This window comes from Arthrobacter sp. E44 (genome assembly GCF_041877125.1).
In the GTDB taxonomy this organism is placed as follows: Bacteria; Actinomycetota; Actinomycetes; order Actinomycetales; family Micrococcaceae; genus Arthrobacter.
The window spans coordinates 17,316-37,068 of the sequence record NZ_JBHDJA010000025.1; the positions used below are offsets into that span (position 1 = coordinate 17,316).

Genomic DNA, 19,753 nt, shown 5'->3' on the forward strand with positions numbered 1-19,753 from the left:
CGGACGGGGCCGGATATGGCCGCCCTAACGGGGCCAAAAATAGTTGACATACTCAGACGGATCCAGCTCCGGCCGGGCCCTGAGCACCCGTAAGGGGTGCCGGAAGGACCTGCCGGACCACGCAGTGTCGGCGGAGACTTCAACAACCACCGGTTCCACCAAAGTCAGTGCCACGGGTTCCTTGTCCCTGTTGAACCTGTCCAGGGCCGTACCTTTCACACTGGTTGGCCAAGGATGCTCGCCCTTCGGAGGGTGAAGCCACCGTGCCAGCTCCCTGCCCTCCCTCGCCTTAAGCGGCGTGGACCGGCCCACGATCCGCAGCTCGCCGTCCAGGACGAGGCCGGCAACGACCTCAGAGGGTTGGGTTATCGGCCCGATCACCGCGCCGCAAATGATTTCCACGGTTTCCCTGTGCTTGAGCTTCAACCAGGAGCGGACACCGGGCGTGTACGCCTGATTCGTGCTCTTGATGACCAGCCCCTCGATCCCGGTATGGGGCAGGTCTTCGAACCACTGCTCGGCAACACTATGGTCCGTGGTGGTGGGGGAGAGGGACAGCGGCGGCTCCCACCCGTTGGCCAGTTCTTCAAGGAGCGCCCGCCGCTGGGACAAGGGCAGGTCCCGCGCGTCATGACCCGCAACGGCCAGCACATCGAACGCCACGTAATTGGCCGGCGCTGCTGCCACCAGGCCGGGAAGAGTTTTTGGCCCGGCGCCCAGACGCTGCTGCAGTGCGTCGAAGTTAAGCCGGCCCTTGCTCCAGACCACGGCTTCGCCGTCGATCACGCATCCCGGAGGAACGGCCGCAGCCACCGCCGAACAAAGTTCGGGGAAGTACCCCGTCAGTTCCTTCCCCTGCCGGGACCACAGCGTGGCTCCGGCTTCATCCCGGACCGTGACGCACCTGTACCCGTCCCACTTGGGTTCAAAAAGCAGGTCCCCGTGTGCTGCATCTCGGCGGGGCATCTTGTCGATGGCGCGGGCCAGTGCAACTTTGACCGGCGGGGTAAGCCCTGCCGGTAGCCCGGCCCTGATTTCCATGGCCCTACGCTACGCAGGAGCTGGCTCAGATGTCAGTGATGGCCTCCAGCAGCCACTGCTCAGCGAGGGGTTCACGGCGCAGTTCAAAGGTCCGCAGCTGTGAATCCGACGTATGCCGGATTATCTCCCCTTGTGGATCGTATGGGCTGGTCAGGAGCTGGTGCTGGTGTGAGCCACGTTGGGCACGTCGGTGCTGTTGTAGCTACTTCCATCAGTTCCAGAGGTCTTGTGCTGTTCGTAGTGTGGCTTTTGTCCAGAAATGGCCGTTTTTCTTCACGGCGTGGTTGGGCGGTTAGAGGTTCACATGAGGAGGGCTTGAGCGCGCAGCTTCAATGACGTCGTTTGGTGATGGCGCTAGTTCATTGATTTTCATGACTTAGCTCCCACCCCGCTGTAAGGGTCGGTCAGTGTGGCGGACGTGCGAAAGCGCCTGCATGAATCGTCACACTAGTTCAGCTCCCGATTTCGGCGGCGGTCGCTTCCTGTGCCTTCTGATGGAACCACTCGATGTGCTCTTGCAGGAGTCGGGCTGCGAGCTCTCCTTCGTGTGACTGGACGGCGTCGAAGATGCCGTGATGCTGGTTTCGAAGTGTGGAGATTACGTCGGGCCAGGCGTCCATGGCGTCCATTGCGCCTTTAACGTAGCCAACAATGGCGCCGCTGAGTGATTCCATCATGGTTGCGACCACAGCGTTCCCTGCCAGGGAGCTCAGGGCGACATGGAACCTGGCGTCCAGTTCATGGAACGTTTCACGACTGATGCCGGGATTGTCCATGGCTTGCAGGAGCTGGGCTGCCTGTTCTAGGTCCTCGTCGCCTCCTGTACGGTTCGCGCCGGCCCGGGCGGTCCAGGTTTCGAGCAGGATGCGGGTCTCGACAATGTCTTCGACCGGCAGTGTGCTGCTGGCGACGTGCAGTCGTAGGGCCGATGACAGGCCCGCGGAGGGGTCGGAGACGACGATTGCCCCGGAGGAGGGTCCGGATCCGACCGAGCTGCGCAGTATTCCCATGGCGTCCAGTACCCGGATGGCCTCCCGCACCGACGCCCTGGAAATCCCGTAGCTTTCGGCGAGGGTGCGTTCTCCCGGGAGCCGGTCCCCGACTTTGATTTTGCCCGAGCGGAGGTCCGCCTCGATGTCCTTCAGGAGCGCGTCATGGGTACGACGGCGGGGTGTTGCTCCTGCTTCGGCGGTGATCACGGGCGGTTCCTTACGGGCGGGCAGTGTGCGGGCCAGGGGGCGGCCCGCACACTGCGTCTTGAGTAGGCTGGACGCTAAGGCAGCATCCAGCCGAGGATGGGAGTGGACTGGAGGTAGGAGAGGGTGCACAGCACCAGCAGCAGCGCCACGCTCCACCCGACTACTTTACGCAGGATCACCGATTCCTTGCCTTCAAGGTTGACCGCGGACGCCGCGATGGCGAGGTTCTGTGGGCTGATCAGCTTGCCCACAACACCACCGGAGGTATTGCCGGCCACGAGAAGGTTCGGATCGATTCCTGCTTTCATGCCGGCGGTCTGCTGCAGCTTGGCGAACAGGGCATTCGCGGAGGTGTCGGAGCCCGTGACGGCGGTGCCAATCCAGCCCAGGACGGGTGAGAGGAACGCGAAGAAGGTGCCAGTGCCGGCGAGCCAGGTGCCGATGGATACTGTCTGCCCGGAGAAGTTCATCACGTAGGCGAGTGCGAGGACGGTGATGATGGTCAGTCCGGCCCAGCGCATCCTGTAGATGGTGCGGCCGATCTCCTTCACCGCGTTAGCCACCGTGATGGGGTAGCGGCCGCCGTCGTTGTACTTCGAGTACACGAAGGCGACGATCAGGCCGGTGATTAGCAGCAGGGTTCCAGGGGTGGAGAGCCATTGGAAGGAGTAGATGGTGGAGGAGACGGGTTTGCCTTCGGCATTGACCAGAGCGTCGTGCAGGATCGGCCAGGGGATTCTGACGTCGGTCGAGGCGAGGAATGCGGGCACGTCCGCACCGAGTTTCCATAGCTTGGCGATGCCGAAGACGACGATCACGAGGAAGTACGGGAACAGGGCGAGCCACGTCCGGGTCGGGGTCAACCGGTCTGCAGCGGCCTCGCTGACGGCGACAGCCGTAGCCCGCCGGGAGCCGCCGCCGGCGGTGGTGGAGGCTGTGTTCTTCGAGGCTGCATCAAAGGCTGCTCCGAGACGCTCGCGTGCTGCGACGCTTCCCTTGGGCGTCCAGACGCGGAAGAACAGCACGGCCGCGCCGAGGCCTACGAGGGAGGCGACGATATCGGTGAGTTCGTAGGAGAAGAAGTTGGAGCACAGGAACTGTGCCGTGGCGAATGAAAAGCCAACCACCAGCGCTGCGGGCCAGCAGTCTTTCAGGCCCTTGCGGCCATCGAGGATGAAGAGCAGGATCAGCGGCACGATGGTGGCCAGTAGCGGAGCCTGACGTCCAACGACGGAGGCAATGTCCGTGGCATGCAGTCCGGTGAGGCCGGCCGCGGTGGTGATCGGGATGGCCATGGCGCCAAAGGCAACAGGTGCCGTGTTGGCAACCAGCACCGCGGCGGCAGCGCGCAGCGGCGGCAGTCCGAGCGCCAGCAGCATGGTGGCCGTGATAGCCACCGGCGCACCGAAACCGGCGAGGGCTTCGAGCAGCCCGCCGAAGCAGAAGGCAATCAGGACCGCCTGGAGGCGCACGTCGCCTTTGCCGATTACATCGAAGACGCGGCGGAGGTCCTCAAAGCGTCCGCTGAGGACCGTGACCTGATAGAGCCAGACGGCCATGATGACGATCCACAAGACAGGGAAGGCGCCGAAAACCCCGCCCTGGGTAGCGGAGAGCAGCGCCAGCCCGGCCGGCATCTGGAACGCGAATATTCCGACCAGGAGGGCAGCCAGGAGCGCAAAGGCACCGGCGACATGGGCGCGGGTTTTGACGACGGCAAGCAGGATGAAGAACGTCAGCAGCGGCAGCAGGGCGACGATGGCCGACCACATGACGCTGTTGAGCACCGGGTCGGTGCTGGGTGTGAACTGATCCACGGAGTTCCTCCACATTGAGGGGGACGGCAGGGGGGTATGGTCAGACCTTTGTGGTCGGACCATCAGAGTGTAGCGTAGATTTTTCTGAAAGTGTGAGCAGCTTCACTTGGAGCCGCCGGTTGCCAGTGGCGTCGGTCACGTGATCTACTATGGTCAGACCACAACCCCTTAGCCCGAAAGGCTGCCATGCGAATCGCTTTGTTCGCTACGTGCATCGTGGATGCGATGTACCCCGCCACAGCGCGGGCTACCGTGAAAATCCTGGAACGGCTGGGACACGAAGTTGTGTTCCCGTCCGGCCAGGCCTGCTGCGGGCAGATGCACGTCAACAGCGGCTACCTCAAAGAGGCGGTTCCCGTGATCGCCAACCACGTCGCCGCCTTTGATACCGAGGACTACGACGTCGCGGTTGCCCCGTCCGGTTCCTGCGTCGCCTCCGTGAAGCACCAGCACCCTATGGTCGCCCGCTCGTGCGGCGACAAGGATCTGGAAACACGTGCAACCGCAGTCGGCGCCAAAACTTACGAGCTCTCCGAATTGCTGGTGGACGTGCTCGGCGTGACCGATGCTGGCGCGCAGCTCGGTTCCTACTTCCCGCACCGCGTCACCTACCACCCGAGCTGCCATGGCATGCGCCTGCTCCGGCTCGGGGACCGGCAGGCGCGGTTGCTGGGCAGTGTCGCAGGGATCGACATGGCCGAACTTCCGGAAGCTGACCAATGCTGTGGCTTCGGCGGCACGTTCTCGATGAAGAACGCCGACGTCTCCTCCGCCATGCTCGAGGACAAGACGGCGAATATCGCGGCAACAGGGGCAAGCCTGTGCGCCGGAGGGGACGCCTCCTGCCTCATGCACATCGGCGGCGGCCTCTCCCGCCAGGGCAGCGACGTCACCACCCTGCACCTGGCCGAAATCCTCGCCAGCACCCTGGAAGAACCGGCCTCTGTCACCGGCGAAGTCCGCGTCACCACCGGAAAGGCCACACGATGAGCACCTACCTGGGCATGCCCTCACTCCCCGTTCATGGCACGGGCAACCTGCACGCCTCCGAATCCTTCCCCCAGGCCGCGCACCGCGAACTCGCCAACACCCAGCTCCGGGCCAACCTCGGCCACGCCACCCACACCATCCGAGACAAACGCATCCAAGTGGTCTCCGAACTGCCGGACTGGGAACAACTGCGCGACGCCGGATCCGCAATCAAGGAATCCGTGATGGCCCGCCTTCCCGAACTCCTCGAACAGTTCGAGAAAAACTTCACCGCCCGAGGCGGCGTGATCCACTGGGCCCGCGACGCCGATGAGGCCAACGGGATCGTCGCCGGTCTGATCCGGGAAACCGGGGAAACCGAAGCGGTCAAGATCAAATCCATGGCCACCCAGGAAATCGGCCTCAACGAATACCTTGAAGAGCAGGGCATCGCGGCCTACGAAACCGATCTGGCCGAGCTGATCGTCCAGCTGGACCACGACAAGCCCAGCCACATCCTCGTCCCGGCGATCCATAAGAACCGGACCCAGGTCAGGGACATCTTCCTGCGCGAAATGGAGGGCGTCGACCGGGAGCTGACCGACGAACCGGCCCGCCTCGCCGGTGCCGCCAGGGCGCACCTGCGCCGGAAGTTCCTTACCGCCAAGGTCGCCGTTTCCGGGGCCAACTTCGCACTGGCAGATTCGGGCACCCTCGCTGTTGTTGAATCTGAAGGTAACGGCCGGATGTGTCTGACACTGCCCGAGACACTGATTACGGTGATGGGCGTGGAGAAGCTTCTCCCCACCTGGCAGGACCTTGAAGTGTTCATGCAGCTGCTGCCGCGTTCCTCCACCGGGGAACGGATGAACCCCTATACCTCGCTCTGGACCGGCGTCACCGAAGGCGACGGGCCGCAGAACGTGCACCTGGTGCTTTTGGATAACGGCCGCAGCGCCGCGCTGGCAGATGAAATGGGCCGGTCCGCGCTGCACTGCATCCGCTGCAGCGCCTGCATGAACGTCTGCCCGGTTTATGAGCGCACGGGCGGCCACGCCTACGGCTCCACCTACCCCGGGCCTATCGGGGCGATTCTCTCACCGCTGATGACCGGCATCCAGGCCGAGGAGAACAACTCGCTGCCCTACGCGTCCTCACTCTGCGGGGCCTGCTATGACGCCTGCCCGGTAAAGATCAACATCCCCGACATCCTGGTGCACCTGCGCAGCGTCGATGTGGACAGCAAACGCGGCAAGAAGAAGATCCCCACCCAGATGGATGTCGGCATGAACGCCGCCTCCTGGGCGCTGTCCTCAGGAAAACGTCTCGGCCTTCTCGAAAAGGGGCTGCCGCTGGGACGCCTGGCCGCCGGCCCGGACAAGAAGATCACCAAGCTGCCCGGCATCGCCGCCGGCTGGACCCAAAGCCGCGACATCCCGGCACCCCCCTCGCAGTCCTTCCGGGACTGGTGGAAAAAGGAACACCGGACACCAGAGCCAGACGCTGCCCCCGCCGCGTCCCAAGATCAGGAAAACCAGCCATGAGCGCACGCGAAGAAATCCTCGAGCGGATCCGCACCGCCCTGAAAGACAGCCCCGTGGCGCCCGAGATCCCGCGGGAGTACCGGGCGGCATCCCAGCTGGATGAGGAGGCACTGATCGAGCTGCTGGTGGACCGCCTGATCGACTACAAAGCACAGGTCTCGGTCGTGGACAACGCAGAGGTCCCGGCGCGGATCGCGGAACTCCTCGCCGACGCCGGCAGCTACGTCGTGCCCACAGGGCTCGACGCCGGCTGGCTCACAGGACTCGAACTCGAACACGACAGCCGGCGCCGCCAGGACTCGGCCGCAGCGCCGCTGTCCGTCGCCGAGCTCGACGGCATCGACGCCGTCGTGACCGGCAGCGCCGTCGCCGTCGCCGAGACCGGGACCATCATCCTGGACGGCAGCCCCAACCAGGGCCGCCGCGCGATCACCCTGGTCCCGGACCACCACATCTGCATCGTCAAAACCACTGATATAACCGGGATCCTGCCCGAAGCGCTGCGCCGGATCGACGGCACTCGGCCCCTGACCATGATCAGCGGCCCGAGTGCCACCAGCGACATCGAACTTGAACGCGTCGAGGGAGTCCACGGCCCCCGCAAGCTCGACGTCATTATCGCCCGGTAGGATCCGGGCCGAAAGGCACCAACGCAGTTTCCGTTCCCCTCCGCAGTTGAACGAAAGGTACCCGCATGACTTTCTACCGCCATGACCTCTGGCACACCCTTCTCGGCGCCCTCGTGGAAGTCCGGAAAAACGGCACGGTCGTTCGGGAAGGACTCGTTGAGGATGTCATGCCCGATTCCTCGGCGCTCTGGATCGCCGCCGACGGGCTCACCGGCCGTGTTCTGATCGAAGCCGCTGAAGGACACGAGGTGTGGGTCGAGCCCAGAAAGCTTGAGGGTCAGCGCTCCTACCGGATGACATCGCTAGCACTTCAGGACGGGAGCGGACATCGGGCACGCAGGAACGCCGGCCATGGACGGCACCGCTACCGCGTCAGAACTGCAGTGACGGACAAGGCGTCGTAGACACCTTGCTCCGGCTTTCCAATACCTTCGCCACGAAATGACCGCCTGACCGTAACTAGGGCAGTTATGGCAACAGCCACGGCAGCACGGACAGGGGATCTATCCGCGTTGCCGTGGCCGCACCCCGCGCCGGGACGGCAGACACGCGTCTAGCCAGTCATCTTCTATGAATCAACGCGACTGGTTGTGACGGAACCCTGACGGGAGCACCATGATCTTATGGATCCTCAAACAGCTAATGGCGGAGAGCTGAGCCTTCCACAGGCGTTCCTCCTGCTGGCAACGAACGATATCGACGGCGAACCGGAGCTGCCGTCTTACGTACTCAGGACCACGGTGGCGGGGGCAATCCTGGCCGAACTGGACCTGCTTGGCGCAATCGAACTGCAGGGCAAGAATGTCCGGGCCACCGGTACAGAGCCACAAACACACCTCCAGCACGAACTGGAGATCATCCGCCACAAATCCCGTCCGCACCCACCTAAAAAGTGGGTCTCCATGCTCGAGGGCCGTGCCGAGGTGCAGCGCGTCTACGAGAGCATGGCCTCCCGAGGCATCCTGGATCAAGTCGGCGAAAAGCACCTCGGCGTGTTCAAGAGCGTGCGGTACCCGGAGAAGGACCATACTCCAGAAGCGGCGCTCCTGAAGAGGATCGAGTCGGCGCTGAGCGGTGGCCGCGCCGAATCGGCGTCCGGTTCCCGTGCCGAGCAGTTGGAGCCTTCAGAAACTGCCCGCGCGGAAACAGATCCCAGGAACCGGGCGCTGATCGCACTCCTGCACGCAGCGCGCTTGCTTGAGAAGCTATTCCCGGCAGCCGATCGGAACCGGATTCAGGACCTGACGCATGACCACTGGCCGGCCCGTGCGGTGGAGGACGAACTTCGCGAGCTCAGGGTGGCTGCTGAACCGCTCGTCTAGGAGACCGTGCTACAGCTTGTAACGGCAGGCCCTCCCTCCCGGGAATATCTTGTCTGTGCCTTCGTGGGCCCGGCCAGTTACTGACGAATGGGAGCCGGAGCGCGACAGGACAGCTTGTTCCCTCGGCCCGAGTCCAGACCAGAAGAGGTAGCTGCAACCGAAGCTGTAAGACTGAAGTTTAAGTTCGGCCGGGGCGGGTTCGTTCTGGGCGGTTTAGTTCGGTCATCAGGGAACGGTTAACGCTGTGGGCTGCTTGCAGGTCTGATGAGAGTGCTGCGACTTGCTGCTGAGCGTGATGAAGCTCTTGGGTTCTCTCGCTGGTTTGTTTGGAGAGGATGGCGTTTTGATCTGTCAGTTCCTGGACGCGAAGGCTTTGGGAGTGGGCGTCCGTGCCGTCGATTTGGTCCCCGAGCAGTTCGGAGATGCGTCGCTGGTGCCTCTGTAGTTCGTGCCTGAGCCGTTGGTTCTCCTGGCGCAGAAGATCACGTTCGACTTGGAGCGAGCCCGTCGTTGATTTTGTTGTTTCCGGGGATGTCACGGAGCCCGTGGCATGTCGTTTCTGTGCTTTCCTGACCTCGTCCAGGAGGGGTTCCTGTCGGACGAGCCACGGGCTGACACCGGCGAGGCGTGCAACCTCGGCTACCGTGATGGGGCTGCGCGTACGTTCCATGGCCTCAAGGGTTGCCAGAACCGCACCTCGTTTGTTATTGCTGTCCTTCTTTCGTTGCCGGACCATGGCGGCCGCGTTGCCCGGATGTTTGCTCACTCGATCTCCTTGCCGTTATCGGTCCTGAGTCTGAGGCTTCCGACCGGGATGAAGGGCTTCTCGACGGCGGTCGGGACGCTGGCGCGGACCCGGCGGAGCACAGCGGAGGCCTCGGCCAGTGACTCCCGCTCGATGGAAGGCAGGTCGGCAAGGCGTGATTCCTGTGCCTGGATAAGGCCCGTGAACGCTTCTATTTCATTCTTGGTGTCCGTGATTAACGAGGGGCGCAGGTTCTGGGCGATCTGCCACGCGAGGTCTTCTTTCATGCGTTCCAGATGCGCCTTGAGGTCAGGCAGGTGGGAAGGATCCGATCTGAAGAACGTACAGCCGCCGCATTGGAAGCGGGCGGGGCATGCCTTGCCTCCTGCTTTGATGTTGGTCGGTTCGGTGCAGTTGCCGAACGGGACGGCCACGGCGGCCATTGAGTAGAGCTCTTCAGCGACGGGGGCGTGGGTGCCGTGGGTGTCGAAGGAGAGTCTTTTGACGGATTCGATGGCTTTACGTTTTCGTGCGTTGGTCACCGTGTAGTACCTGGCTGTGGTGTCCGCGGATCGGTGGTCCATGAGGCGGCGGAGGGTTTCCTGGGCGACTCCTGCGTCGGCCAGCCGTTGGCAGTAGGAGTGGCGGAATGCATAGGCGAAGACGGAGGTTTTGCCGAAAGGAGTCCCCGTTCCGGGGCCGTTTGCCGGGCCGGGCAGGTCCGGGAGCCGGTTATCGATCCAGTCACGGAGCCGGCGGTTGAACCAGGCCGTTTTGAGGTGTTTGTCCCGGGCGCGGGAGCGGAACGTGGGAAACAGCCAGTCCTGCTGCCCGGCAGGCATCGCCTCGATGTGGCGGTCGCGGATGATGAACCACGACTCCAGGGCGTGGGCGGTTTCTGCCCAGATGGGGAGGCGCCTGCCCCTGCGTCTGCCTTTGTCGTTGTGCCACAGCAGGGTGGCTTGACCGGTCCTGTCGTAGCTCAGGCATTCCCTTCGGAGGCTTGCCGTCTCGTTCGGCCGCCTCCCGGCGTCGCGCAGCAGGGTCATGTAGCAGGTGAAGGCTGCTTTATAGACGTCATTGGGGACCGCGGCCGAGGTCGGACTGGCGACACGGGCCGTGGGTAACTGTTTGAAGAGGTACTCGATGACGGGTTCGGGGATTGCCCGTCCGGTCTCGTCGTCAGCGTCTGTCCCTGGGGCGTCTTCTAGCGGGATTTGCAGGTCGTAGTCGAGGGAGAAGGAGAGCGTGGTGTGTTCGAACAGGTCAGAGTTCTTCCGGGTGTAGTCGATCATGCCCGCCACGGTTGACCCGAGAAAGCGTTTGTAGGCGTTGGTCAGGGGTTTTCCGTCGAGCCGCGTCAGGCCGGCCAGTGCATGTGCGAGCACCTTGCCATGCTCGCGGGTCAGTCCGGATGCGTTGGTCGGCGCGGGAAGGCGTCGCGCCGAGCATTGGACGATGAAGTCGGTGCATAGTCTTGCGACGTGAGTGATGAGGGTCGTCGAGGAGGTTTCGGTGGTGGACCGCTCCAGGATCCAGAGCTTGGTCATGTGCCGGGCCCAGTCCAGAGGGATCGGGCGGAAATCCAGGGCAGCCATGGATCGTGCGGAGCCGGATCTGTTTGAAGAGGTCATGAGCAGACCGAACGGGATGAGGTCCGATTGCAGCAGATCACCGTCCGTGGACCACGGGACGTAGCGTTCCAGCAACCTCGCCCGCACCACCCGGAACATGGACCAGGCATTTACGGAACACAGCATATTGCCCTCAGCAAGTGCGTGGGTGTCGGCGTTCAGGAAGGACTTCGTGGCCTGAGGGAATTCCAGCGCCGACTTGATGAGGGCCTTGGTCGTGGTGATGTTGATCGGGAAGCCAATGCGGTCCTGATGCTGAAGGGACCACAGCAGTTCCGTGGCCAGTCCCGGGTGCCGGCGGCGTAGAGGGGCCAGGTTGAGTTCGTACCCGTCGGTTCTCGCCGGCGGCGCGTGGATTTCCCGGTAGCCGTCAGGTTCCAGAGAGACGACAGCTTCGCGTTCAAGATGCAGCGCAAGCTCACTCGGGTCGTGGATCAGCTTGGCGTGCATTCTGCAGATGCCCGTCTGGTTGGCGTGGTGACGTTTGTAGCCGCACCACGGAACTGCGCAATACTCTGGCGCTGCTACCGGATTGGCGGCTTGGGACGCGATCCATTCCTTGATGTCTTCGACTGTGTGGCGTGGTTGGTGGCCCAGACACAGGGGAGGGAGCCGGTCTTTTTGCTGGTGCCATCGTTTGGGGTTCCCCTCCGTCGGGGTCATCAAGGGCACACCAAGTCCCTTGCTACGGTTTGTGCAGTTCGTCACCGAACACAGGATCGGGACGACGCGGGATGCCCAGTTGGTGTCCTGCAGCTGGACTGCCCTTTCGACCCAGGCCTCGGCGGTCATGGCGCCGAGGCGTCTGGTGTGCCGGAGGTAGCGGCCGGTGCAGACGTTGCACAGCCCGCTGCGGCGTGTAAATGAGGGGCCATGGCAGCCAGGGAACCTGCACTGGTTGACGAGCGTGCCCAAGTGGCCAGGAACTCCGGTGAAGACCCAGGCCTCGCTGTCCCATTCCTCCGGCCGCCAATCGTCCCGGATTTCCTGGGCAAGCATGTGCTGGAAGCCTGCAAGGTCCGCGGCCGGGTCGACTGGTTCCGGCCGCGGTAGGACCGGAGAAACATCGAAGATGACTGATTGTCCGCCGCTCATGTGGGCTCCGACGAACGGAACCGGACACGTTCGATGGCCTCGCGCAGGTCCTGGTCGGAGGAGTGCTCATACACGAGCTGGGATGAGGGACTGCGGTGCCCGAGCAGTGCCTGAACGTCCCGCGTCGGCACTCCTGCCCTCTTCCAGCGGGTCGCCGCGGTGTGCCGTGTCATGTGCGGGTTTACCCGGAGCCCAGCACGGCCTGAAGAGCGGTAGAACATCTTCACGGCGTTGGAGTACTTCAACGCTTTCCCGACATGGGACCGGGAATACAGGTTGACGAAGACCATCGGGTTGGAATCCTGGGCCAACCGGTCGATGCGGTCCTCAAGGTACAGGTAATACAGGGTGCAGACCGCTTCAGTGACCGGGACTGTGCGTGGGTTCGAGGATTTGGACAGCGCAGCGTTGGGATTCTGTCGCCGCCGGACGTGGATATGTGGCCCAACGGACACACAACCGACGGCACGCGAGTCATGGAAAAGGTGCAGATCCTCTGTCCGCAGCCCCAAGGCCTCACCGATCCGGACGCCCGTTTCGACCATCAGTGCCACCAGGAAACGGTCACGGTGGTTGGAGACCGCCTCCAGCAACGACTCCGCACCGGTTTCATTCAGCAACTTCGGGGCTTCTTCGATTTCCTTGACGCGAACTGCCCGGGACCTCAACACCTGGCCCGGCAGGAGTCTGTCACCGGAATAGCCGTAGGCGATTCTGGTTTCGTAGAAGCCTGCGGCTGTCTTCTCACTGACCAGATCACTGCGCGCGGCCCACATGTAGAACTGGGTTATTGCCGCGGCATACTGGTTCATTGTTTTCCCGCTCCGGTAGCGCGGCTCACGATATTCCGCGTTTCCCTCCGGGGCGTTCAACGCGGTGACGGCGAGCTCCCGGATGAACCGGGAAACGACAGGAACACCGTCAGTCCAGTCCAACCTCGCCGGACCGAGCCAGGTGAAGAAAGCGGCCAGGCGCTGCGCGTAGGCCCGGATGGTGTTGGCGGACCGGGCAGAACCCAGAAGGTAGTGAAGGTAGGCGCTGGCCTCAGAATGCAACTCGTAGGTGGAGGAGTCCACTACTGCCCAGGACGGGCCTCCAGCCTTGTGGATGACGCTGAACGCGATCCAGCGCCGTGAAATCGGGACGATCGGGTGGGTGGTCGACGGAAACGGAATCAGGGACTGCGGCATACGAACGTACCTCGTCAGGGTAGATAATCCGTGCGTTCCGAGACGACCCTAATGCAGAACCTACATCGCTGTGAACCCCACTTGAGGGCAGATAAGCCGCACCTGCACCCGCCAGTATTCGACACTTACGACGTCCCCTGTGCCCAGCGCTGCGGTCCGCCTGGTGTTCCACCAGTCGTTCCTGGCGAACCAGTGCACCGGGTCTGCGCCCACGGCCCAGATACGGCCGTCGAACCTGACGGCCAGGGGAGCGCCGGCCGCGGTAAAGCGGACGTCGACCTCGACGTCCAGAGTTGTTTCATTCGCTACTGCTGTCACGGTTTACGCGCTCTCCCAAGTTCCTCGCTCGGCCCGGTGCCGCCATGCCAATTCATAGGTGTCCCGGTAAGCGGCGGTTCCCAGCTGGGCAAGTGTCTTCATGCCGGGGTCAACGCCCGCAGTGATGGAGCGGACGGTGCTGTAGGAGAGAGGTGGCCAGCCGTGGTCGGCGGCGACGCGGTTGGCTTTGCGGGCGATGGCAGCCACAGACAGGGGCGGTTTCACCAATGCCAGGCCTTCGACGAGTGCGACAAGCTCGGAGGTGCTTCTGCGTCGGGTGGTCCCTCGGTTTGCAGTAGCCAGTCCGGCGATGCCGTTGCGTTTGTGGGCCGCGTGCCAGCGCTGCAGTGTCCGAAGTCCGATGCCTTCGTGCTCAGCAAGGGCAGTAAGGGGCACGCCGTCTTCGATATGCCGGCGCAGGATCCGCCAGCGCATAAACGCTGTCTGGTCAGGCATGGAGGCAGTGTTACCGGTGAGGGTGCCGCTGCCTCCGGCCGTCACCGGACTGTTTTCTGCCCTGAACGGCGCCGCGGCACGGCAGGGGCCGGTTCGCGCCGGAGTGCCCGGTAGACGGTGGTCCGGCTGACGCCCAGAACCTCGCCGATCTTCTCGACCGTCATGTCCTTCTGCTCATACATCCGGCGGGCGGTCCGGAGCTTGTCCTTGGTCAGCAACGGGGGCCGGCCACCAAAGCGCCCGCGAGCCCGTGCCGCCTGAAGCCCTGCGTTAGTCCGCTCACGGATCAGATCCCGCTCGAACTCCGCCAGCGCCGCAAACACATGGAAAACGAGACGTCCGCCCGAGGAAGTTGTATCGATCGCCTCTTGCAGGGACCGGAACCCGATGCCACGCTCCTGGAGATCGGCCAGCTGGTCAATCAGGTGTCGGATGGACCGGCCAAGCCGGTCCAGCCGCCACACAACCAAAGTGTCCCCGGGCCGTAGCTGATCCAGAACCTTGGTCAGTTCCGGCCGGGACTCCAGAGACCCGGAAGCCGTGTCCGTGAAGATGCGGTAGCAGCCGGCCGCCTTCAACGCGTCCTGCTGCAGAGCCGCGTCTTGGTCCCCGGTCGATACCCGGGCATAGCCCAACAGATGTCCCATGCGCCCAAATGTACCAATACCCGTCAACCAGCAGAAGAACCGGCACATAGAATCCGGCACTGGGTTCCGCTACAAAATTCGGGGGTGCATCGAATCTCTTCATTGAGTCGGTTGGTTTGTCGCAGATACGGTCGTTTTAGGTAGCCGAACCTCCCTGCTTCGCGAAGTCGCCTGGTTTCATGACTTTCGGCGGGTGGCGGTTCCTGGGGCCGCTCTGGCGGCGATGGCTGCCAGGTCACGGGCCGGTCCGGGCGGTGGTGTGGTGCCGGTCTGCCAGATGGCGGTCAGGGTGCGGCGCAGGGGCAGCCCGCGGACGGGAACGGCGATGAGCCGTTGCAGGGCGAGGTCGTCGCGGACGGCCAGTGCGCTGAGTACTCCGGGGGCCGTGCCGGCTGCGATGGCGGAGCGGACGGCCGCCGTCGTGGACAGTTCCACCAGCGGATCTGCCAGGGGCGGGGCCCCTGCGGCGGTGAGCAGGTGTTCGAGGGCGTCCCGGGTTCCGCTGCCGTGTTCCCGGGTGACCAGCGCGGTTGTAGCCAGTTCGGCTGCCGTGACGGGGATCCGGCGCCGGGCCCAGGGGTGCTCCGGGGCGACGACCAGGACCATGTCATCGTTCTGCACCGCCGCTGCGCTCAGGTCAGGGGGAAGGTGCGGGCTTTCGATGAAGCCGATGGCTGCCTGTCCGGATCGGACCAGGGCTACGGTGGCTTCACTGTTGTTCACCGTCAGCTCCACGACGGTGGGGACGAGTCCGAGGCTCTCCTGCTGGCGGCGCAGCGCGACCAGCCAGAGCGGCAGCAGGTGTTCGGCGATGGTCTGGCTGGCCGCGACCTTCAGTTGCCGGGCGGTGTCGGATCGCAGCGAGGCGATCCCGGCGTCCAGCCGTTCCGCGGCTGCGAGGACCTCCGCCGCCCACCCTGCGACCAGTGCACCTGATTCTGTCAGGGTGGATCCCCGCGGTGTCCGGGTCAGCAGGGCGGACCCGATCTGGGACTCCAGGGAACGCATCCGGGAGGAGACAGCCTGCTGGGACAGTCCAAGGCGTTTCCCGGCGGCGGAGAGGGATCCCAGATCATGGACCGCGGCGAGCATTTCCAGGGCGGAGAGATCCGGTATCCGGGGGCTGAGCATCGGGGAATCTCCTTCAGAAACGTCACATGTGATACAAGTCCGGCTTGTACCCTGACAAGTGTATGCCCCCTACTGCGGCAGGTCCCGGTCCGGGAGCATAGAAGGTATGGAATCTCTGCTGCTGACCGCCGACGAACACCACTCCACACCACCGGCACAGACCCATGGTCGCCGTGCTGGGGGCCGGCGCGTCCTGCGCCGTCTGGATAGGTCCTCGGAGCTGTTCGCGAACCTGACCCCGAACTGGTTCGCCTCCATCATGGGTACCGGGATCGTCGCGACCGCAGCCGCGACGCTGCCCCTGCAGTTTCCCGGCCTGCGCACTGGCGCCACCGTCGTCTGGGCTCTGGCGTCCCTGCTGCTGATCCTGCTGAGTGCCGCGACCGGGGTGCACTGGATCCGGCACCGGGAAACCGCCCGAAGCCACCACAGCCATCCGGTGATGGCGCACTTCTACGGCGCACCGCCCATGGCGCTGCTCACCGTCGGCGCCGGTACCCTGCTGCTGGGCAAAGACGTCCTGGGCGAACAGCTGGCACTCGGCATCGACGCGGTGCTCTGGATCGCCGGGACCCTGCTGGGGCTGGCCAGCGCCGTCGCTGTCCCGTACCTGCAGTTCACCCGGCACCAGGTCACACAGGACAGTGCGTTCGGCGGCTGGCTTATGCCCGTCGTCCCGCCCATGGTTTCGGCCTCCACCGGGGCCCTGCTGCTGCCCTACGTCCCGGCCGGGCAAGCACGCCTGACCCTGCTGATGGGCTGCTACGCGATGTTCGGACTGAGCCTGCTGGCCTCCATCATAATCACCACACTGATCTGGAACCGCCTCGCCGGGCACAAGATCGGGGCCGCCGCGGCAGTGCCCACCTTGTGGATCGTGCTGGGCCCGCTGGGCCAGTCCATCACCGCCGCGAACCTCCTGGGCGGGAACGCCCACCTCGCCGTGTCCGGGACCCTGGCCCGGGCGATGGAAGCCTTCGGCGTCTTGTACGGGGTGCCGGTTCTGGGCTTCGCGCTCATGTGGGCCGCCCTCGCAACCGCCATCACGATCCGCACCGCCCGTCAGGGCCTGCCGTTCTCCCTGACCTGGTGGTCCTTCACCTTCCCCATCGGAACCTGCGTCACCGGCCTGACCGGCCTCGCCGCCCACACCCACCTCGCCGTGTTCGACGCAATGGCCGTCGCAGGCTACACCCTGCTGGTCGTCGCCTGGATCATCGTCGCCGCGCGGACCTTCCACGGCAGCATCCTCGAAGGCACCCTCTTCCAGAAGCCCGCAACGACCGCACCGTAGGCGGGCCGCAGCGGACCAGCAACCCCTCACGCAAACAAGCAACCGTTAACAGCGCCCGAAGGTGGCCTCATGAAACCCCGGACAACACCCGGTTCACAGCAACGCTCACCCACCAACACAAAAGGGTCCAGGTCGCCCGCCCGATTGCAGCGGCCATTGATCGCCGTCGGCGTGCCACTCCTCCTCGCAGCCGGCGCGCTCACCTACGGAATCACCGCAAACGGCACCGGCCAACCGACCCCGCCAGCAGAGAAGGGCCCGACCATGATCGAAGGAGTCATCAGCTATGCCGGCCTGAGCAGGAACCACGTCCAGACTGCGGTGACCTATCCGCAACGTCCCGGCGTCGGCGGAGACCACTCACCGGTGTGGACGAACTGCGGAGCCTACGACCGGCCCGTGCAGGAAGCCCGGGCAGTGCACTCCCTTGAACACGGTGCCGTCTGGATCAGCTACCAACCCGGGCTTCCCGCCGATGACATCGCCAAACTCGCCCGGCTTGCAACCAACCAGAGCCACGTGTTGGTCAGTCCCTTTCCCGGACAGGGATCCCTCATCGAAGCAACCGCCTGGGGAAAACAACTAAGCGTCACAGACCCGGCAGATCCGCGGCTGTTCGCATTCATCAAAGCATTTCAGCAGGGTCCGCAGACACCCGAACCCGGCGAGACCTGCAGCGGCGGAGTCAACGGATAAATCAGGAGACATACCGCCGCTCGACCGGTCAGCCCCCAACGCGCGCTGTCCCATGAACTGCCGCTCACCCGTTGATGGCTCCCGGGCGGGACGACAAACCGCCAATCTAAACTGCGATTTAACCGCCAACTCCGACTAAAAGTCACAAACGGGCTAAGTGACATATTTTGATTCCGGCCCGGTTTGGAATCGACCTGTCACTTAAACGAACGTATAGATGACAGAGGAGAAATCGGTGCTGGTCGGATACATGCGCGTCTCGAAAGCAGACGGATCCCAAGCCACGGACCTGCAGCGGGACGCGCTCCTGGCCGCCGGCGTCGACGCCGGTTTGCTCTACGAAGACATGGCATCCGGAACGAAGGATAACCGGCCCCAGCTCGCAGCATGCCTCAAGGCTCTACGCCACGGCGACACCCTCATGGTCTGGAAGCTCGATCGGCTCGGCCGAGACCTGCGGCACCTGGTCAACATCGTCCACGACCTCACCGAACGGGGAATCGGGCTCAAGGTCCTGACGGGCCAGGGCGCTGCGATCGACACCACCACCGCGTCAGGGAAGCTCGTCTTCGGAATTTTCGCCGCCCTTGCCGAGTTCGAGCGTGAACTCATTTCCGAACGAACCCTTGCCGGCCTCGCCGCCGCCCGCGCCCGCGGCAGGAACGGCGGACGTCCCTACAAGATGACCCCCGCGAAACTCCGGCTCGCCATGGCATCCATGGGCCGACCAGGCACCAAAGTCGGCGAACTTTGCACCGAGCTGGGCATCACGCGGCAAACCTTGTACCGTCATGTTTCGCCCTCAGGAGAGCTGCGGCCGGATGGCGAAAGGCTTCTTTCCCGATAGGTTTATTCGCGGCTCCCTTGCGCACGCCCCCTGCCGCTGAGTGCCCACGGACGATGTCGGCTCCTGTTCTGGCTGCCCCCTGGTGCGATATGACGGGCCGGACCGGGATCAGGTAGCGTTTCACCGGCTCCACTTCGATCCGTCAACTGAGGCTGGTCCTTTTTGGGCCGGAAAGTGATCAGCGAAAGAATGAACCTGCTTCAAGCAATCGTCCTGGGTGTCGTCGAAGGAGTGACTGAGTTCCTGCCCGTCTCCAGCACCGGACATCTGACGATCGTTGAGAAGCTCCTCGGTCTGCAGGTCGACGACGGCGGAGTAACAGCATTCACGGCGATCATCCAGGTCGGTGCGATCCTGTCCGTCGTCGTCGTGTATTTCCGAGCCGATATTGCCCGGTTGTTCCTCGCCTGGGCCCAGGGGCTGCGCCGGGCCGAAGCCCGCACCCATCCCGACTACCGTTTCGCCTGGTACGTAATTATCGGTTCCATTCCGATCGGTGTGATCGGTTTTCTCGGCAAGGATCTCATCGCCGGGTCTCTGCGGAACCTCTGGGTTGTCGTTGCCGCCCTCATCGGCTGGAGCATCGTCATGGCAGCGGCTGAACGGACGGGCCGGCAGACACGCCCCGAGCGGGCGGTCACCCTCAAAGACACGCTGGTCATCGGCCTCATGCAGTGCATCGCTCTCATTCCCGGCATCTCCCGCTCCGGAGCAACCATCAGCGCCGGTCTATTCCGGGATCTGGACAGGGTAGCGGCCACCAGAATTTCGTTCTTTTTGTCCATCCCCGCGCTCACCGCCGCCGGAGCCTACGAGGGTCTTACCCAGGCCGGGGAGATCAGTGCGACGGTTGGCTGGATACCCACCATCGTCGGTACTGCCGTTAGTTTCATCGTTGCGTACGCATCGATCGCCTGGCTCCTGCGCCTGGTCGCCAAACACAGCATCACGGTCTTCATCGGATACCGCATCGGGCTCGGCGTCGTCCTCGCGGCGCTTCTTGGCTTCGGGATCATCGCCGCCACGTAGCTCCGCCCTGTTCGGTTCCGCTCCCCGACATACGTGCCCACAGCCGGCGGCTCGAACGGGCAAGCCCGCGAAAGTCTGTCGTCCCGCACGTTCCCCGGCTGGCCTGTCCAGAAAATCGGTCCGCGAGGCAGGAAGCTCCACGTGCACTAA

At 64.0% G+C, this 19,753-nt stretch carries 19 protein-coding genes; 9 read left to right on the forward strand and 10 right to left on the reverse strand.

The window, feature by feature from the left end; genetic code table 11:
• Positions 1–24 precede the first annotated feature (24 nt).
• The 3 genes from ACETK3_RS18220 to ACETK3_RS18230 form a co-directional block, all read right to left on the reverse strand.
• The gene (locus ACETK3_RS18220; RefSeq protein WP_306971984.1) at positions 25–1,041 is read right to left on the reverse strand and encodes an ATP-dependent DNA ligase; all 1,017 of its coding nucleotides are present in this window, start codon (positions 1,039–1,041) and stop codon (positions 25–27) included.
• 452 nt (positions 1,042–1,493) lie between these two features.
• Complete coding sequence (locus ACETK3_RS18225; RefSeq protein ID WP_237429435.1) at positions 1,494–2,240, reverse strand: FadR/GntR family transcriptional regulator; 747 nt, start codon at positions 2,238–2,240, stop codon at positions 1,494–1,496.
• A 74-nt stretch (positions 2,241–2,314) separates the two neighbouring features.
• Positions 2,315–4,057 (reverse strand): L-lactate permease, encoded by a 1,743-nt coding sequence (locus tag ACETK3_RS18230; protein WP_237429436.1) that lies wholly within the window; start codon positions 4,055–4,057, stop codon positions 2,315–2,317.
• A gap of 186 nt (positions 4,058–4,243) precedes the next feature.
• Here ACETK3_RS18230 and ACETK3_RS18235 point away from each other — a divergent pair, with 186 nt between their 5' ends.
• The 5 genes from ACETK3_RS18235 to ACETK3_RS18255 all read left to right on the forward strand — a co-directional run bounded on the left by ACETK3_RS18235 (position 4,244) and on the right by ACETK3_RS18255 (position 8,521).
• Complete coding sequence (locus tag ACETK3_RS18235; RefSeq protein ID WP_237429437.1) at positions 4,244–5,047, forward strand: (Fe-S)-binding protein; 804 nt, start codon at positions 4,244–4,246, stop codon at positions 5,045–5,047.
• Positions 5,044–6,570: a LutB/LldF family L-lactate oxidation iron-sulfur protein gene (locus ACETK3_RS18240; protein ID WP_237429438.1), complete on the forward strand. Its 1,527-nt coding sequence runs from the start codon at positions 5,044–5,046 to the stop codon at positions 6,568–6,570. Before ACETK3_RS18235 ends, ACETK3_RS18240 begins: the two co-directional genes overlap by 4 nt.
• Positions 6,567–7,199: a lactate utilization protein C gene (locus ACETK3_RS18245; protein ID WP_157238331.1), complete on the forward strand. Its 633-nt coding sequence runs from the start codon at positions 6,567–6,569 to the stop codon at positions 7,197–7,199. Before ACETK3_RS18240 ends, ACETK3_RS18245 begins: the two co-directional genes overlap by 4 nt.
• A 65-nt stretch (positions 7,200–7,264) precedes the next feature.
• Positions 7,265–7,603 (forward strand): hypothetical protein, encoded by a 339-nt coding sequence (locus ACETK3_RS18250; protein ID WP_157238330.1) that lies wholly within the window; start codon positions 7,265–7,267, stop codon positions 7,601–7,603.
• A gap of 219 nt (positions 7,604–7,822) precedes the next feature.
• Positions 7,823–8,521, forward strand: a complete 699-nt coding sequence (locus tag ACETK3_RS18255; protein WP_157238329.1) for a GPP34 family phosphoprotein — start codon at positions 7,823–7,825, stop codon at positions 8,519–8,521.
• 178 nt (positions 8,522–8,699) lie between these two features.
• On the opposite strand, the gene ACETK3_RS18260 is transcribed toward ACETK3_RS18255, so the two are convergent.
• The 7 genes from ACETK3_RS18260 to ACETK3_RS18290 all read right to left on the reverse strand — a co-directional run bounded on the left by ACETK3_RS18260 (position 8,700) and on the right by ACETK3_RS18290 (position 15,737).
• On the reverse strand, positions 8,700–9,287 hold the full coding sequence (locus ACETK3_RS18260) for a hypothetical protein (RefSeq protein ID WP_157238328.1): 588 nt from the start codon (positions 9,285–9,287) through the stop codon (positions 8,700–8,702).
• Positions 9,284–11,995: a tyrosine-type recombinase/integrase gene (locus ACETK3_RS18265; RefSeq protein ID WP_237429439.1), complete on the reverse strand. Its 2,712-nt coding sequence runs from the start codon at positions 11,993–11,995 to the stop codon at positions 9,284–9,286. Before ACETK3_RS18265 ends, ACETK3_RS18260 begins: the two co-directional genes overlap by 4 nt.
• The gene (locus ACETK3_RS18270; protein WP_373993307.1) at positions 11,992–13,185 is read right to left on the reverse strand and encodes a tyrosine-type recombinase/integrase; all 1,194 of its coding nucleotides are present in this window, start codon (positions 13,183–13,185) and stop codon (positions 11,992–11,994) included. The genes ACETK3_RS18265 and ACETK3_RS18270 overlap by 4 nt, the downstream gene beginning before the upstream one ends.
• 60 nt (positions 13,186–13,245) lie before the next feature.
• Positions 13,246–13,503, reverse strand: a complete 258-nt coding sequence (locus tag ACETK3_RS18275) for a hypothetical protein (RefSeq protein ID WP_306971917.1) — start codon at positions 13,501–13,503, stop codon at positions 13,246–13,248.
• Between the two features lie 3 nt (positions 13,504–13,506).
• A complete protein-coding gene (locus ACETK3_RS18280; RefSeq protein ID WP_237429440.1) occupies positions 13,507–13,959 on the reverse strand; it encodes a helix-turn-helix domain-containing protein in 453 nt (150 codons plus the stop codon).
• 41 nt (positions 13,960–14,000) lie between these two features.
• Positions 14,001–14,606 (reverse strand): recombinase family protein, encoded by a 606-nt coding sequence (locus ACETK3_RS18285; RefSeq protein ID WP_237429441.1) that lies wholly within the window; start codon positions 14,604–14,606, stop codon positions 14,001–14,003.
• A gap of 177 nt (positions 14,607–14,783) precedes the next feature.
• On the reverse strand, positions 14,784–15,737 hold the full coding sequence (locus ACETK3_RS18290) for a LysR family transcriptional regulator (RefSeq protein WP_237429442.1): 954 nt from the start codon (positions 15,735–15,737) through the stop codon (positions 14,784–14,786).
• Positions 15,738–15,843: 106 nt separating this feature from the next.
• Between ACETK3_RS18290 and ACETK3_RS18295 the strand changes: the two genes are divergently transcribed.
• From ACETK3_RS18295 to ACETK3_RS18310, 4 genes are all read left to right on the forward strand, one after another.
• The gene (locus tag ACETK3_RS18295) at positions 15,844–17,031 is read left to right on the forward strand and encodes a TDT family transporter (protein WP_237429443.1); all 1,188 of its coding nucleotides are present in this window, start codon (positions 15,844–15,846) and stop codon (positions 17,029–17,031) included.
• A gap of 264 nt (positions 17,032–17,295) precedes the next feature.
• A complete protein-coding gene (locus ACETK3_RS18300) occupies positions 17,296–17,727 on the forward strand; it encodes a DUF3105 domain-containing protein (protein ID WP_237429444.1) in 432 nt (143 codons plus the stop codon).
• Positions 17,728–17,962: 235 nt separating this feature from the next.
• Positions 17,963–18,574: a recombinase family protein gene (locus ACETK3_RS18305; RefSeq protein WP_237430581.1), complete on the forward strand. Its 612-nt coding sequence runs from the start codon at positions 17,963–17,965 to the stop codon at positions 18,572–18,574.
• Positions 18,575–18,763: 189 nt separating this feature from the next.
• A complete protein-coding gene (locus tag ACETK3_RS18310) occupies positions 18,764–19,603 on the forward strand; it encodes an undecaprenyl-diphosphate phosphatase (protein WP_237429445.1) in 840 nt (279 codons plus the stop codon).
• Positions 19,604–19,753: the final 150 nt, after the last annotated feature.

What these genes read in the sequence shown, in the direction of transcription:
- ACETK3_RS18285 (WP_237429441.1), bottom strand. Translation starts at nt 14,606, where the DNA reads ATGGGACATCTGTTGGGCTATGCCCGGGTATCGACCGGGGACCAAGAC.
- ACETK3_RS18245 (WP_157238331.1), top strand. Translation starts at nt 6,567, where the DNA reads ATGAGCGCACGCGAAGAAATCCTCGAGCGGATCCGCACCGCCCTGAAA.
- ACETK3_RS18290 (WP_237429442.1), bottom strand. Translation starts at nt 15,737, where the DNA reads ATGCTCAGCCCCCGGATACCGGATCTCTCCGCCCTGGAAATGCTCGCC.
- ACETK3_RS18295 (WP_237429443.1), top strand. Translation starts at nt 15,844, where the DNA reads ATGGAATCTCTGCTGCTGACCGCCGACGAACACCACTCCACACCACCG.
- ACETK3_RS18255 (WP_157238329.1), top strand. Translation starts at nt 7,823, where the DNA reads ATGGATCCTCAAACAGCTAATGGCGGAGAGCTGAGCCTTCCACAGGCG.
- ACETK3_RS18310 (WP_237429445.1), top strand. Translation starts at nt 18,764, where the DNA reads ATGAACCTGCTTCAAGCAATCGTCCTGGGTGTCGTCGAAGGAGTGACT.
- ACETK3_RS18220 (WP_306971984.1), bottom strand. Translation starts at nt 1,041, where the DNA reads ATGGAAATCAGGGCCGGGCTACCGGCAGGGCTTACCCCGCCGGTCAAA.
- ACETK3_RS18240 (WP_237429438.1), top strand. Translation starts at nt 5,044, where the DNA reads ATGAGCACCTACCTGGGCATGCCCTCACTCCCCGTTCATGGCACGGGC.
- ACETK3_RS18280 (WP_237429440.1), bottom strand. Translation starts at nt 13,959, where the DNA reads ATGCCTGACCAGACAGCGTTTATGCGCTGGCGGATCCTGCGCCGGCAT.
- ACETK3_RS18270 (WP_373993307.1), bottom strand. Translation starts at nt 13,185, where the DNA reads ATGCCGCAGTCCCTGATTCCGTTTCCGTCGACCACCCACCCGATCGTC.
- ACETK3_RS18250 (WP_157238330.1), top strand. Translation starts at nt 7,265, where the DNA reads ATGACTTTCTACCGCCATGACCTCTGGCACACCCTTCTCGGCGCCCTC.
- ACETK3_RS18300 (WP_237429444.1), top strand. Translation starts at nt 17,296, where the DNA reads ATGATCGAAGGAGTCATCAGCTATGCCGGCCTGAGCAGGAACCACGTC.
- ACETK3_RS18235 (WP_237429437.1), top strand. Translation starts at nt 4,244, where the DNA reads ATGCGAATCGCTTTGTTCGCTACGTGCATCGTGGATGCGATGTACCCC.
- ACETK3_RS18265 (WP_237429439.1), bottom strand. Translation starts at nt 11,995, where the DNA reads ATGAGCGGCGGACAATCAGTCATCTTCGATGTTTCTCCGGTCCTACCG.